Source organism: Achromobacter aloeverae, assembly GCF_004121055.1.
Taxonomy (GTDB): domain Bacteria; phylum Pseudomonadota; class Gammaproteobacteria; order Burkholderiales; family Burkholderiaceae_B; genus Bordetella_C; species Bordetella_C aloeverae.
Map to the genome: position 1 here is coordinate 345,143 of NZ_PYAL01000005.1, position 12,650 is coordinate 357,792.

At 66.8% G+C, this 12,650-nt stretch carries 9 protein-coding genes; 5 read left to right on the top strand and 4 right to left on the bottom strand.

Going from position 1 to position 12,650, the window contains the following annotated elements; genetic code table 11:
• Positions 1 to 399: 399 nt before the first annotated feature.
• The 4 genes from C7R54_RS18325 to C7R54_RS18340 all read left to right on the top strand — a co-directional run bounded on the left by C7R54_RS18325 (position 400) and on the right by C7R54_RS18340 (position 5,293).
• Positions 400 to 1,632, top strand: coding sequence for an ABC transporter substrate-binding protein (locus C7R54_RS18325; RefSeq protein ID WP_129151854.1), 1,233 nt, complete (start codon positions 400 to 402; stop codon positions 1,630 to 1,632).
• A gap of 104 nt (positions 1,633 to 1,736) precedes the next feature.
• On the top strand, positions 1,737 to 2,609 hold the full coding sequence (locus C7R54_RS18330) for a branched-chain amino acid ABC transporter permease (protein ID WP_129151855.1): 873 nt from the start codon (positions 1,737 to 1,739) through the stop codon (positions 2,607 to 2,609).
• 2 nt (positions 2,610 to 2,611) lie between these two features.
• Positions 2,612 to 4,534 (top strand): branched-chain amino acid ABC transporter ATP-binding protein/permease, encoded by a 1,923-nt coding sequence (locus C7R54_RS18335; protein ID WP_129152048.1) that lies wholly within the window; start codon positions 2,612 to 2,614, stop codon positions 4,532 to 4,534.
• Positions 4,535 to 4,570: 36 nt separating this feature from the next.
• Positions 4,571 to 5,293, top strand: coding sequence for an ABC transporter ATP-binding protein (locus C7R54_RS18340; protein ID WP_129151856.1), 723 nt, complete (start codon positions 4,571 to 4,573; stop codon positions 5,291 to 5,293).
• 43 nt (positions 5,294 to 5,336) lie between these two features.
• Here the strand turns inward: C7R54_RS18340 and C7R54_RS18345 are convergent, their stop codons facing one another.
• Genes C7R54_RS18345 through C7R54_RS18355 form a run of 3 tightly spaced genes read right to left on the bottom strand, consistent with a single transcriptional unit; the run spans position 5,337 to position 11,140 of the window.
• Entirely contained in the window at positions 5,337 to 6,809 is a 1,473-nt protein-coding gene (locus tag C7R54_RS18345; protein ID WP_129151857.1) for an efflux transporter outer membrane subunit, read from the bottom strand.
• Positions 6,806 to 9,973 (bottom strand): efflux RND transporter permease subunit, encoded by a 3,168-nt coding sequence (locus C7R54_RS18350; RefSeq protein ID WP_129151858.1) that lies wholly within the window; start codon positions 9,971 to 9,973, stop codon positions 6,806 to 6,808. The genes C7R54_RS18345 and C7R54_RS18350 overlap by 4 nt, the downstream gene beginning before the upstream one ends.
• Positions 9,974 to 9,985: 12 nt before the next feature.
• Positions 9,986 to 11,140 (bottom strand): efflux RND transporter periplasmic adaptor subunit, encoded by a 1,155-nt coding sequence (locus C7R54_RS18355; protein ID WP_129151859.1) that lies wholly within the window; start codon positions 11,138 to 11,140, stop codon positions 9,986 to 9,988.
• 88 nt (positions 11,141 to 11,228) lie between these two features.
• On the opposite strand from C7R54_RS18355, the gene soxR reads away from it, so the two are divergent.
• Entirely contained in the window at positions 11,229 to 11,798 is a 570-nt protein-coding gene (gene soxR, locus C7R54_RS18360) for a redox-sensitive transcriptional activator SoxR (protein WP_240039591.1), read from the top strand.
• Positions 11,799 to 11,808: 10 nt separating this feature from the next.
• On the opposite strand, the gene C7R54_RS18365 is transcribed toward soxR, so the two are convergent.
• Complete coding sequence (locus tag C7R54_RS18365; RefSeq protein ID WP_129151860.1) at positions 11,809 to 12,510, bottom strand: Crp/Fnr family transcriptional regulator; 702 nt, start codon at positions 12,508 to 12,510, stop codon at positions 11,809 to 11,811.
• Positions 12,511 to 12,650: the final 140 nt, after the last annotated feature.

Genomic DNA, 12,650 nt, shown 5'->3' on the forward strand with positions numbered 1-12,650 from the left:
CGGATCGCCGGACCGCCGGACCGCCGGACCGCCGGATCGCCGGACCGTCCCATCCCCGCCCATCCTGCATCGCAACTTACGTGAACCTTGCGGCGACGCGGGCAATCCCTAGTGCATACGGCATTGAGCCCTCGCCGCACTGTCACTATCATTTACACCAAGGGTGCCGCCCATCGTTTTCCTTACCTCGGAAACGACGCGCGTGAAGACGCCCGACCAGAAAAAGACGGGAAGGGAAGACAAGACACCGACATGCGCCGGCCGGCGCGCGACGCCGAGCGCTCGCGCGTCCAGGGCGCCGCTCGCCCGCGCGACAGTTCCAGTTCAGCGATTCAAGCAGGTAGGAAAGTCTCGAGAAGCACGCGGTTCCACGCAGTAAAAATCATAAAGGAGACATCAATGAATCATCGCATCAAGCTGCTCGCCGGCGCCTTGGCCCTGGCTTGCGCAGGCGGCGCCTATGCCGCCGATCCCATCAAGATCGGCGTCAGCGGCCCCTATACCGGCGGGTCCTCCTCGATGGGCGTGAGCATGCGCGACGGCGTGCGTCTGGCGGCGGAAGAAATCAACAAGAAGGGCGGTGTGCTGGGGCGCCAATTGGTCCTGGTCGAGCGCGACGACGAAGCCAAGAACGAACGCGGCGTCCAGATCGCGCAGGAACTGATCAACAAGGAGCAGGTCACCGCGGTCGTCGGGTATATCAACACCGGCGTGGCGCTGGCCTCGCAGCGCTTCTTCCAGGATGCGAAGATCCCGGTCTTCAACAACGTCGCCACCGGCAGCGTGATCACGCACCAGTTCAAGGCGCCCGAGTATCCCGACAACTACGTCTTCCGCAACGCCGCGCACGACAGCATCCAGGCGCCGATGATCGTCGAGGAAGCCGTGGTCCGCAGCGGCTACAAGAAGGTCGCCATCCTGGCGGACTCCACCAACTATGGCCAGCTGGGCCGCGAGGACCTGGAGAAGGCGCTGGCCGCCAAGGGCGTGAAGGCCGTGGCGACGGAGAAGTTCAACATCAAGGACGTCGACATGACGGCCCAGCTGTTGAAGTCCAAGGAAGCGGGCGCCGAGGCCGTGCTGACCTACGGTATCGGCCCCGAGCTGGCTCAGATCGCCAACGGCATGGCGAAGCTGGGCTGGAAGGTACCCATCGTCGGCAGTTGGACGCTGGCCATGGCGAACTACATCGACAACGCCGGCCCCAATGGTTCGGGCGCCCGCATGCCGCAGACCTTCATCCAGGAACCCAACACGCCCAAGCGCAAGGCCTTCATCGACGCCTACCTGGCCAAGTTCAAGCCCAAGAACAACCGCATCGATTCGGCGGTGTCGGCGGCCCAGGGCTACGACTCCGTCTACCTGCTGGCGGCGGCCATCACCCAGGCCAATTCGACCGAGGGGCCCAAGGTGCGTGCCGCGCTGGAAGACCTGAAGACGCCCGTGGAAGGCGTGGTCATGACCTATGACCATCCGTTCACGCATGATGACCACGATGCCATTACGTCCAACCTGGTGGTGTTCGGCGAGGTCAAGGACGGCCGCGTGGTCTACGCCTATCCGGACGACATCAAGGCGACCGCCCAGCCGCGCAAGAAGAACACCAGCGCGTCGGTGGCCGCGGCGAAATAGGCGCGCCGGCAACAAGTCCAGGCAGCAACACCAGGCAATAAGCCAGGCAGTAAGCAGGCCCCCGCCCGTCAGGGCGGGGGATGGGTTTCTTCGCGGAAAATCCGATGATTCTCTTGCAACTCATCTACAGCGGGATCGCGTTGGGCATGATCTACGCGGTCATCGCCTTCGGTTATCAACTCACGTTCGCCACCTCGGGCACCCTGAACTTCGGCCAGGGCGAAGCCCTGATGCTGGGCGCGCTGGTGGGCCTGACGCTGGTCGGGCTGGGCGTCAACTATTGGGTGATGGTACCCATCGTCTGCGTCTTCGGTTTCATCCAGGGCGCGGTGGTGGAGCGCATCGCCGTGCGGCCCGCCATCAAGACGCGGTCTGAATTCGGCTGGATCATGGCCACCATCGCGCTGGGCATCATCTTCCGCAACGTCGCGGAAAACGTCTGGGGCCGCGACGACCTGCCTTTCCCCTCGCCGCTGCCCGTGGCGCCGATCAAGGTGGCCGGCGCCAACGTGCTGCCCATGGAGCTGCTGGTGGTGGTCGGCGCGCTGGCCATGATGCTGCTGGTGGAGCTCTTCAACCGCAAGTCCATACACGGCAAGGCCTTCGTCGCCACGTCCAACGACCGCGATGCGGCGGGCCTGATGGGAATCAACACGGGCCTGGTCATTACTTTCTCGTACGCGCTGTCCTCGCTGACGGCGTCCTTCGCGGGCGTGCTGATCGCGCCGCTCACCCTGACCGGCGCCACCATGGGCGCCGTCCTGGGCCTGAAGGCCTTTGCCGTCGCCATTATCGGCGGCCTTTCCAGCGGTACTGGCGTGGTGGTCGGCGGCCTGATCCTGGGCATCGCCGAGACCACCACCGGCTTCTACCTTTCGACCGGCTACAAGGACGTGCCGGGCCTGGTGCTGTTGCTGCTGGTCCTCGCGCTCAAGCCCGCCGGCCTGTTCGGCAAGACCGCGATCAAGAAGGTCTGATGATGAAACCGCTTACCCTGATCGCCTCGATTCTTGGCATCGCCTTCCTGGTCGGCATGCCGCTGGCCGTGGGCAACCCGTATTACCTGCACCTGGTCGAAACCATCATGATCTACGCCATCCTGCTGTTCGGGCTGGACATCGTGGTGGGCTACACGGGGCAGGTGTCGCTGGGCCATGCCGGCCTGTTCGGCATTGGTTCCTATGCCGTGGGCGTGCTGTTCTTCCACCTGCAATGGCCGATCTGGCTCACGCTGCCGGCGGCCATCGCCATCGCCGCCTGCTTCGGCGCCATCCTGGCCCTGCCGGCACTGCGGGTGATCGGCCCCTACCTGGCGATGGTCACGCTCGCCTTCGGCACCATCATCCAGATTCTCATCAACGAGATGAGCTTCCTGACCGAAGGGCCGATGGGCATCAAGCTGAACAAACCCGTCATCGGCGGGCACATGCTAGACAAGCGCGAATACTTCTGGCTCGTCGGCGCCCTGCTGGTGTTGTCGCTGCTGGTCGTGCACCGCATCCTGAAGTCGCATATCGGCCGTACCTTCGAAGCGCTGCGGGACAGCCCCATCGCCGCGGACTGCATGGGCGTATCGGTGTACCGCTACAAGGTGGTGGCCTTCGTCATCAGCGCCGGCTTCGCCGGCCTGGCGGGCGGGCTTTATTCCTACTCCGAACAGTACATCTCGCCCAACACCTACAACTTCGAACTCACCATCCTGTTCCTGCTGGCCATCATCATGGGCGGGCGCAAGACGCGCGTCGGCGCGCTGCTGGGCGCGGCCATCGTGGTGCTGCTGCCCAAGATGCTGGATGACATCGCAACCTTTCGCCTGATCGCGCTGAGCCTGGCGCTGCTGGTGGTCATAGGCGGCGCCGTGGCGATCGCGAAGCAGCGCACCACGCCGCGGCGCATGGCGGTGCCGGTGATCGGCACGGTGGCCCTGACGGTGCTGGCCTATTGGATGGAGGCGCTGACGGACTGGCGCCTGACCATCTTCGGCCTGATGATTCTTTTCGTCGTGTACTACCTGCCGGACGGCATCGTCGGCTTCGTGCGCAACCTGTTCTTCAACACGCACCGGGCGGCGCTGGCGGTGAAGAAGGAGCTGGTGCGCGACGCGGACGCCGTGCCGCAGGCGCGCGCCGACCAGGGTCAGGAACTGCTGACCGCGAAGGGCATCCTGATGCAATTCGGCGGCCTGCGCGCCTTGAACCAGGTGGACCTGGTGGTGCGCCGTGGCTCCATCCATGGCTTGATCGGTCCCAATGGTTCCGGCAAGAGCACCATGATGAACGTGTTGAGCGGCATCTATGTCCCGACGGCGGGCAAGGTGGAGTTCGGCGGCCGTTCCCTGGTGGGCCTGGTGCCGGCGCAGATCGCGTCGGCCGGCGTGGCGCGGACGTTCCAGAACGTGGCGCTGTTCGGCGAGATGACGGCGCTGGAAAACGTCCTGGTCGGCCTGCATCACACCTTCCGCACCGGCCTGACCAACATCGCCTTGCGCACGCCGCGCTGGAAACGCGAGGAGAACGCGGCGCGCGCGCGCGCCCTGGCCCTGCTGGAGTTCGTCGGCCTGGAAAACCTGGCGGACGAGGAAGCGCGCAACCTGCCCTACGGCAAGCAGCGCCTGCTGGAAATCGCCCGCGCGCTGGCGCTGGACCCGCAGCTCCTGCTGCTGGACGAGCCCGCCGCGGGATTGACGGCGCCCGACATCGCCGAGCTGCTGGTGATCATCCGCAAGGTGCGCGACCACGGCATCACCCTGATCCTCATCGAACACCACATGGACGTGGTGATGGGCGTATGCGATACGGTGTCGGTGCTGGACTTCGGCCAGAAGATCGCCGAAGGCTTGCCGGCCGAAGTGCAAGCCAATCCCAAGGTGGTGGAAGCCTACCTGGGCGGATCGGCGGCCTGAGGCCGGGCGCGACGCATCGAAGAACGGAAACCGGACATGTTATCCATCAAGAACCTCGAAGCTGGGTATGGCAAGGTCAAGGTCCTGCACGGCATCAGCATGGATGTTCCCAAGGCCAAAGTGGTGACCTTGATCGGCTCCAACGGCGCCGGCAAGACCACCACGATGCGTGCGTTGTCGGGCATGATCAAGCCCACGGCCGGCGAGATCACGCTGGGCGCGCAGCGTATAGACGGGTTGGACTCGCACCGCATCGCGCGCCTGGGCCTGGCGCATTCGCCGGAAGGACGGCGCGTGTTCCCCACCCTGTCGGTGTCCGACAACTTGCGGCTGGGGGCCTATCCGCGCCTGACGGGCAAGCGCCCGCGCGGCGACGTCGATGGCGACCTGGAGCGCGCCATGGACCTGTTCCCGCGCTTGAAGGAGAGGCGCACCCAGCTGGCAGGCACGCTGTCCGGCGGCGAGCAACAGATGCTGGCCATGGCGCGGGCGGTCATGCTGAACCCCGAACTGGTGCTGCTGGACGAGCCGTCCATGGGACTCGCGCCGATTCTGGTCGAAGAGGTCTTCCGCATCATCGGCCGACTGAAGGAGCAGGGCGTGACGATGTTGCTGGTGGAGCAGTTCGCCGCGGCGGCGCTGAACGTGGCGGACTATGGCTACGTGCTGGAGAACGGCCGCATCTCGGTGCACGGCACGCCGGACAAGCTACGGCACGATCCCGCCGTCGTGGCGGCGTATCTCGGCGGGTCCCACTGATTTCCGGGCGCCCTGGGCGCCGGGGCCGGGCTCGGCGCCCGGGTCAGCTCGCCGGACCGGCGGCATTCCAGCCCCCGGCCAGCGCCTTGTACAGGGCGATGGCCGCGGCGGCGCCGCGTGTGTCGGCGTCGGCGGCGGCATCCTGGGCCTGCAACTGCTCGCGCTGCGCGTCCAGCAGTTGGTAGTAGTCGATCGCTCCCGCCCTGAAGCGTGCATCGGCCAGGCGGACGGCCGCCGCGCTGTCGCTGGCGGCGCGTTGCAGGTGCCCGGCTTCCTCGCCTATGCGGGCCGAACGCAATAAAGCGTTTTCGGTGTCCTCCAGCGCCAGTTGCACCGTCTGCTGGTATTGCGCCAGCAGGCCGGTGGCGTCGGCATGGCTGGCGGCAATGCGGGCGCGCACGCGTCCGATATCCAGGAATGACCAATCCACGCCCAGGGCGATGAGGTTGGTGTCGCTGCCGGAACGGAATACCCCATAGGAATAGCTGGCGCTGCCGATCAGGCCGCCCAGCGTGAGCCGGGGAAACAGGTCGGCGGTGGCCACGCCGATGCGCGCCGTGGCGGCGTGCAGGCGCGCTTCGGCGGCGGCGACATCGGGCCGCCGACGCAGCATGCCGGCCGGGGTGCCGGGATCGATGGCAGGGTCCAGGCGCGGCAGCGGCCCGGGCGCGTCGAGTTCGCGGATGATGGACTCGGCGGGCCGCGCCGTCAGGACGGCCAGCCGGTGCTCGGACACGCCTATCGTGGCCTCGTGGACCGCGACGCGCGAGGCCGTGGTTTCCCACTGCGCCCGGGCGCGCGCGAGGTCCAGGTCGGACCCGCGGCCGGCGTCGATGCGGGCCTGGATGAGCGTCAGCGTCTGCTTCTGGTTCTCCGCGTTGGCGCGTGCGATGCGCAGCCTGGCCTGCGCGCCGCGCAAGGCGACATAGGCGCTGGCCACTTCGGCCGCCACGGCCACGCGCATCGCCCTCGCGTCGGCGGCGCTGGCGGCGACTTCCGCCTGTTGCGCCTCGATACCGCGGCGCACGCGGCCGAACAGGTCCAGCTCCCAGCTGGCGTTGGCCTGCAAGCTGGACGTCGGCGTATCGCGTTCGGACCGTGGCGCGCCGAAGGCCTGGTCCTTGCTCAAGAGCTGATGGCCGACCTGGCCGCTGGCGGTCACGGTCGGATAGCGGTCCAGCCTGGCGTTGGCCAGTAGCGCGTTGGCGGCGTCGTAGCGGGCCAGCGCCAGTTTCAGGTCCTGGTTCGCCATCAGTGCCTGGCCTACCAGTGCCGCCAGCCGGTCGTCACCGAAGCCGCGCCAGAATTGGGCGTCCGCGTCGGCGGGCGGCTGCGCGGGGGTATTCATATCGGTACCCGTATCCGTACCCACCTCCATGTCCGCGCGCGCGAAATGCGCGGGCACCGCCTGCACCGGCCGCTCATAGTCCGGCCCGACCGCGCAGCCAGCCAACAGCGCCAGCGTCAGTGGCAAGGCCAGCGCCGGCATCGCATGCTTCATCATTGCCGTACTCATTCATGTACTCCTTCGACCGGCCCATGCGAGACCAGGGCCCGGCCGCCGGCCAGCTTGCGGATGGCGACATAGAACACCGGCGTCAGGAACAGCCCGAAAACGGTTACGCCCAGCATCCCCGCGAAGACCGTGACGCCGGTGGCGTAGCGGATCTCGCTGCCTGCCCCGCTGCCGACCAGCAAGGGCACGGCGCCGGCGACGAAGGCCACCGATGTCATCACGATGGGACGCAGCCGCAGCCGGCAGGCTTCCAACGCCGCCTGCACCGGGTCCTTGCCCGCGCGCAGCTCCAGCTCGCGGGCGAACTCCACGATCAGGATGGCGTTCTTGCAGGCCAGCCCCATCAGCACCACCATGCCCACCTGCACGAATACGTTGTTGTCGCCCCCGGCCAGCCAGACGCCGAACAAGGCCGCGCACAGGCATACCGGCACGATCAGGATCACGGCCAGGGGCAGGGTCCAGCTCTCATACAACGCGGCCAGCACCAGGAAGACCAGCAGCAGCGCCAGCGGGAACACCACCACGGCCGCATTGCTTTGCGTCACCTGCTGGTAGCTGAGGTCCGTCCACTCAAGCGCGATGCCGGTCGGCAGCACTTCCCTGGCAAGACGCTCGATGGTCGCGATCATCTCGCCCGACGACATCGCCTTGGGATCGACCGAACCTATCAGGTCCGCCGCGGGATGGCCGTTGTAGCGCAACACCGGGTCGGGTCCGTAGTCGTCCGCCAGTGTCACCATCGAACCGATGGGAACCATGTCGCCGGCCGCGTTGCGCACGCGCAGGCGGCCGATATCCTCCGCGGTCTGCCGATGCCGCACATCGGCCTGCGCCATGACGCGGTAAACGCGGCCGAAGAGATTGAAGTCGTTGACGTATATCGACCCCAGGTAGACCTGCAAGGTAGAAAACAGGTCGTTCAGCGCGACCCCCTGGGCCTTGGCCTTGACGCGATCGATCTTGACCTCGATCTGCGGGATGTTGGCTTGATAGGTGCTGACCGGGAACCCCATGCCGGGCGTGCGCGCGATGGCTCCGCTCAGCTTGTCCAGGGCCTGTTGCAAGGCGCCATAGCCCAGGCCGCCGCGGTCTTCGAGATACAGGGAGTAGCCCGAGCCATTGCCCAGGCCCGAAATGGGCGGCGGCATCAGCGCGTAGGCGAAGCCGCCGCGCAGGCCCGCGAGCCTGGCGCTCAGGTCGGCGTTGATTTCCCGGGCGCTGCGGGTACGCTCGCCGAAGGGTTTCAGGATGATATAGAGATTGGTCGAATTGGGCGTGTTCGTCATCTGCAAGGCGTTGAACCCGCTGAATCCGGGGACCATTTCCACGCCGTCCGTGTGCAGGGCGATGTCGGTGATCTGCCTGGCCATTTCGTCGGTGCGTTGCAGCGACGCGCCCTCCGGAAGCTTGGCGCCGGCGAACAGGTAGAGCTTGTCCTGGTCGGGAATGAAGCCGGCCGGCACGATGCGCAGCAGCAGGACGCTGGCGCCCAGCAGGGCCACGTAGACGAGGAAGACCACGCCGCGATGCTTGAGCGTGCGGCCCACCACGCCGTGATAGCCGTCCGAACTGCGCTGGAAGAAGCGATTGAAGGGCTTGAAGAGCCAGCCGAAACCGGCGTCGATGGCGCGTGAAAGCCGGTCCTTCCTGGCGTCGTGAGGACGCAGCAGCCTGGCCGCCAGGGCGGGCGACAAGGTCAGGGAGTTGACCGCCGAGATCACCGTCGAAATGGCGATGGTCACCGCGAACTGCTTGTAGAACTGCCCGGTCACGCCGCTCATGAAGGCCATGGGCACGAAAACCGCGCACAGCACCAGCGCGATGGCGATGATGGGTCCCGAGACTTCGCGCATGGCCTGGTGCGCCGCGTCGCGCGGCGACAGTCCACGTTCGAGGTTGCGCTCGACGTTCTCCACGACCACGATGGCGTCGTCGACCACGATGCCGATGGCCAGCACCAGCCCGAAGAGCGTCAACGTGTTGATCGAGTAACCCAGCAGGTACAGCCACGCGAAGGTGCCCACCACGGACACCGGCACGGCCAACAGCGGGATGATGGACGCGCGCCAGGTCTGCAGGAAAAGTATGACCACCAGCACCACCAGCAGCACCGCTTCGATCAGCGTGTGCTGCACCGCGCCTATGGACTCGCGCACGAACACGGTGGGGTCCCAGACCGGCTTGTAGGACATGCCGGGCGGGAATTTCTTCGCCAGTTCGTCCAGCTTGGCGTAGACCGTCCTGGCCACCGCCAGGGAGTTGGCGCCCGGCGTCAGGAAGATGCCCAGGGACGCGGAAGGATGCTCGTCGATGAAGGACCGCAACGTATAGTCGCTGGACCCCAGCTGCACCCGTGCCACGTCGGCCAGCCGAACCACCTGGCCGTCGCCGCCCTGTTTGAGCACGATGCCGCCAAATTCCTCCGCCGTGCGCAGCCGGCCGCGGACATTGATAGGGACCAGGAAATCGTTGCCGCGCGGCGCCGGCTCGGCGCCGATCTGCCCGGCGGAGACCTGCACGTTCTGTTCGCGCACCGCGCCGATGACATCGCTGGCCGTCATGCCGCGCGCCGCCAGGCGCTCGGGGTCCAGCCAGATGCGCATGGCGTATTCACCCGAGCCCAGCAGGCTGACGTCGCCGATGCCGGCCAGCCGGGAGAGCTCGTCCTTGACGTGCAGCGTCAGGTAGTTGCGCAGGTAGAGCGAATCCAGCTTGCCGCCTGGCGAATGGAAGCTTACGTACATCAGCGGCGTGGGCGACTGCTTCTGCGTCGTCACGCCGTATTGCCGTACCTCTTCCGGCAGGCGCGACAAGGCCTGGCTGACCCGGTTCTGCACGCGCACCGCCGCGGTGTCGGGGTCGACGCCGGCGGCGAAGGTGATCACCACCTGCAGGCTGCCGTCCGAACCCGCCACGGACTTCATGTACAGGATGCCTTCGACGCCGTTGATCGCTTCTTCCAGCGGAACGGCCACCGATTCGGCGATTTCCTTCGGGTTGGCGCCTGGGTAGGTGGCGCGCACGACCACGCTGGGCGGCACCACCTCCGGGTACTCGCCCGCGGGCAGCAATGGGATGGCGATCGCGCCCAGGGCGAAGATGATGATGGACAGGACGATGGCGAAGATCGGCCGGTCGATGAAGAAGCGGGAAAAGTCCATGTCGTCTTCCCTTTATTTCGCGGACGCGCTCTGCGTGGCGTAGGGAACCGCCTTGACCGGCGCGCCGGAATAGAACACCTTCTGGGTGCCGTCCACCGCCACCCGGTCGCCGTCCCGCAGGCCCGCTTCGATGATGCGCTGTCCGCCGACCGCGCGCCCCACGGACACTTCGCGGCGCAGCGCCTTGCCGTCCGCCGACACCACGTACAGGTATTTGCGGTCCTGGTCCGTCAGCACGGCCTTGTCATCCACCAGCAGGGCCCGCGGCGCGGTGCCGGTCACCAGCTGCACGCGCGCGTACAGGCCGGGGGTGAATATGCCGCCAGGGTTGTCCAGCCGCACGCGGGCGCGTATGGTGCCCGTCACCGGATCGACCTGGTTGTCGAGGAAATCGACGCGGCCCGCGTGCGGGAAGCCGGCTTCGTTGGCCAGGCCCACGCGCACCATATTGGCCGAGATGGCGCGGTCCTGGGAAGCGCCGCGGGCGGCGGTGTAGCGCAGGTAGCTTTGCTCGTCGCAGTCGAAATAGACGTAGACGGGGTCTTGCGCCACCACCGAGGTCAGCAGGGACTGGTTGGCGACGGCCAGGTTGCCGGCTGTCAGCATGGCCCGGCCCGCGCGCCCGGCCACCGGCGCGCGCACCTCGGTGTAGTCAAGGTTCAGGCGGGCATCGGCAACGGCGGCCTCGGCGGCCTGTTCGTCGGCGCGGGCCTGCTCGGCCGCCGCGCGCGTGGTGTCCAGCTCCTCCTGGGATGTCGCGCGCGCCGCGTACAGGGCGCTTACGCGCTTGAACTGCACCTGGGCCAGCCGCGCCGTGGCCCGCGCCCGCTGTAGCTGCGCTTGCGCGCGGTCCAGCGCGATGCGATAGGGCCGCTGGTCGATCACGAACAGCACCGCCCCCTGGGCGACCTGCTCGCCTTCCTTGTACGCCACGCGGTCCAGGTAGCCACCGACGCGAGGCAATATGCGGGCTGCGTTGACCGCCTCGACGCGGCCGTTGTATTCATCCGTCAATTCGACGCTGCGCGGCGTGACGGTGACCACCCCCACCTCGGCGGGCGGCGCCGGGGCATGCTGGGCCGGTGGATCGCAGGCAGTAAGGGCAAGGGCCAGCGCGGTGGCGAACAGGGAGGTTGCCGGGGACGGCAGGCGACGGGTTGCGGGCATTTTTCGCATGACTCGGGACAGGGCCGGGCGAATGTACAAGTTAAAGTAAACTTGAAGTCAATCAAGACCACGTCCTTGAAAGGGAGTCATGATGACCGCTCCAGCCTCCACCAACAGCCGTCCCGGCAAGACGGCCAGGAATCCCGCCGACGGCCGCGCCAGTGCCCGGCCGGCCGATCCCCTGCTCCCTATCAGCGAGGTCGCCAGGCGCAGCGGGGTGGCCGCGTCGGCCCTGCGCTACTACGAGTCGATGGGGCTGATCGCCTCGTCGCGCCAGGGCAGCTCCCGGCGCTATTACCCGCGGTCCACGTTGCGGCGCGTGGCCTTCATCATCTTCGCGCAGAAGATAGGCTACAGCCTGGAGGACATCGGCCGGCAGCTGGCGCGGCTACCTACCGACACCCTGCCCACCAACCAGGACTGGCGGCGGCTGTCGCGCGATTGGAAGCAGCATGTCACCCAGCGGATCGAAGAGCTGCAGCGCCTGAACATGGACCTGGACCACTGCATAGGCTGCGGCTGCCTGTCGCTCAAGCACTGCAAGCTGGCGAATCCCGACGACCTGGTCGGCCGGGGCGGTCCCGGCGCGCGCCGCTGGCTGGGCGCGCCCTATCCGAAGGAGCTGAAGGAAAAGCTGGAAAAGGCGGGTTGCGCCTGAAGGAGAATGCTCAGGGAAGACCCTTGCCCGCCAAGGGATCCTCCCCGTAATGCTTCAACCCTTCCAGGTCCAGGACCCGCACCCCGCCATATTCCACGCGCAACAATCCGGCTGCCTCCAGCGCGCCCAGGGCCTGGTTGGCGCGCTGGCGCGACACCCTGGCCAGGTAGCCCACCTCTTCCTGGGTGATGGCCAGCTTCATGCCCATGCCGGGGTAGAGCAGGGGATTGAACAACTCGGCCAGGCAGCGCGCGACGCGCGCGTCGGTATCGAGCAGGCGGTCGTTTTCCGCCTTGCCGATGAATTGCGCCACCCGTTCGTTGAGCTGCTGCAACAGGTAGCGGTTGAAGGGGATGCTGGTATCCAGCAGGAATTCAAAAGTCGCCGCCGGCAGGCGCGCCACGACGGAGTCGCGCAGGGCGACGACATCGTATTTGCGGATTTCGCGCTTGAGCAGGGTGCCTTCGCCTATCCATCCGCCCGCCGGCACGCCCGTCAGCGAAGCCAGCTTGCCGTCCGCGTTGCCCACGGAAACCTTCACCAGCCCCGCCAGGACGCCTATCCAGGCCTGGCCGGGCTCGCCCTTGCGCTCGATGATGGTCCCCGCGCTTACCTGCTGGATGGTGACATCCTTGAGCACGCGCGCCTGCTCCTGCGCGGTCAGCACACGGAGCCACGCGGCGGCCAACTGCAATGATTCGGCATGCTGCATCGGGATATACCCTAAAAGGCTATGAAATGTCGTAGGAGCGACAGTTGGCGGGTTTTTAACCTTATACCTTAAGCGCAGCCCGATACCTACAACGACCAGGGCCGGAGGCCGCGCCAGGAGGTGTCCCGATCCCGCCATCG

What these genes read in the sequence shown, in the direction of transcription:
- soxR (WP_240039591.1), top strand. Translation starts at nt 11,229, where the DNA reads ATGATGACCGCTCCAGCCTCCACCAACAGCCGTCCCGGCAAGACGGCC.
- C7R54_RS18355 (WP_129151859.1), bottom strand. Translation starts at nt 11,140, where the DNA reads ATGCCCGCAACCCGTCGCCTGCCGTCCCCGGCAACCTCCCTGTTCGCC.
- C7R54_RS18365 (WP_129151860.1), bottom strand. Translation starts at nt 12,510, where the DNA reads ATGCAGCATGCCGAATCATTGCAGTTGGCCGCCGCGTGGCTCCGTGTG.
- C7R54_RS18330 (WP_129151855.1), top strand. Translation starts at nt 1,737, where the DNA reads ATGATTCTCTTGCAACTCATCTACAGCGGGATCGCGTTGGGCATGATC.
- C7R54_RS18345 (WP_129151857.1), bottom strand. Translation starts at nt 6,809, where the DNA reads ATGAGTACGGCAATGATGAAGCATGCGATGCCGGCGCTGGCCTTGCCA.
- C7R54_RS18340 (WP_129151856.1), top strand. Translation starts at nt 4,571, where the DNA reads ATGTTATCCATCAAGAACCTCGAAGCTGGGTATGGCAAGGTCAAGGTC.
- C7R54_RS18335 (WP_129152048.1), top strand. Translation starts at nt 2,612, where the DNA reads ATGAAACCGCTTACCCTGATCGCCTCGATTCTTGGCATCGCCTTCCTG.
- C7R54_RS18325 (WP_129151854.1), top strand. Translation starts at nt 400, where the DNA reads ATGAATCATCGCATCAAGCTGCTCGCCGGCGCCTTGGCCCTGGCTTGC.
- C7R54_RS18350 (WP_129151858.1), bottom strand. Translation starts at nt 9,973, where the DNA reads ATGGACTTTTCCCGCTTCTTCATCGACCGGCCGATCTTCGCCATCGTC.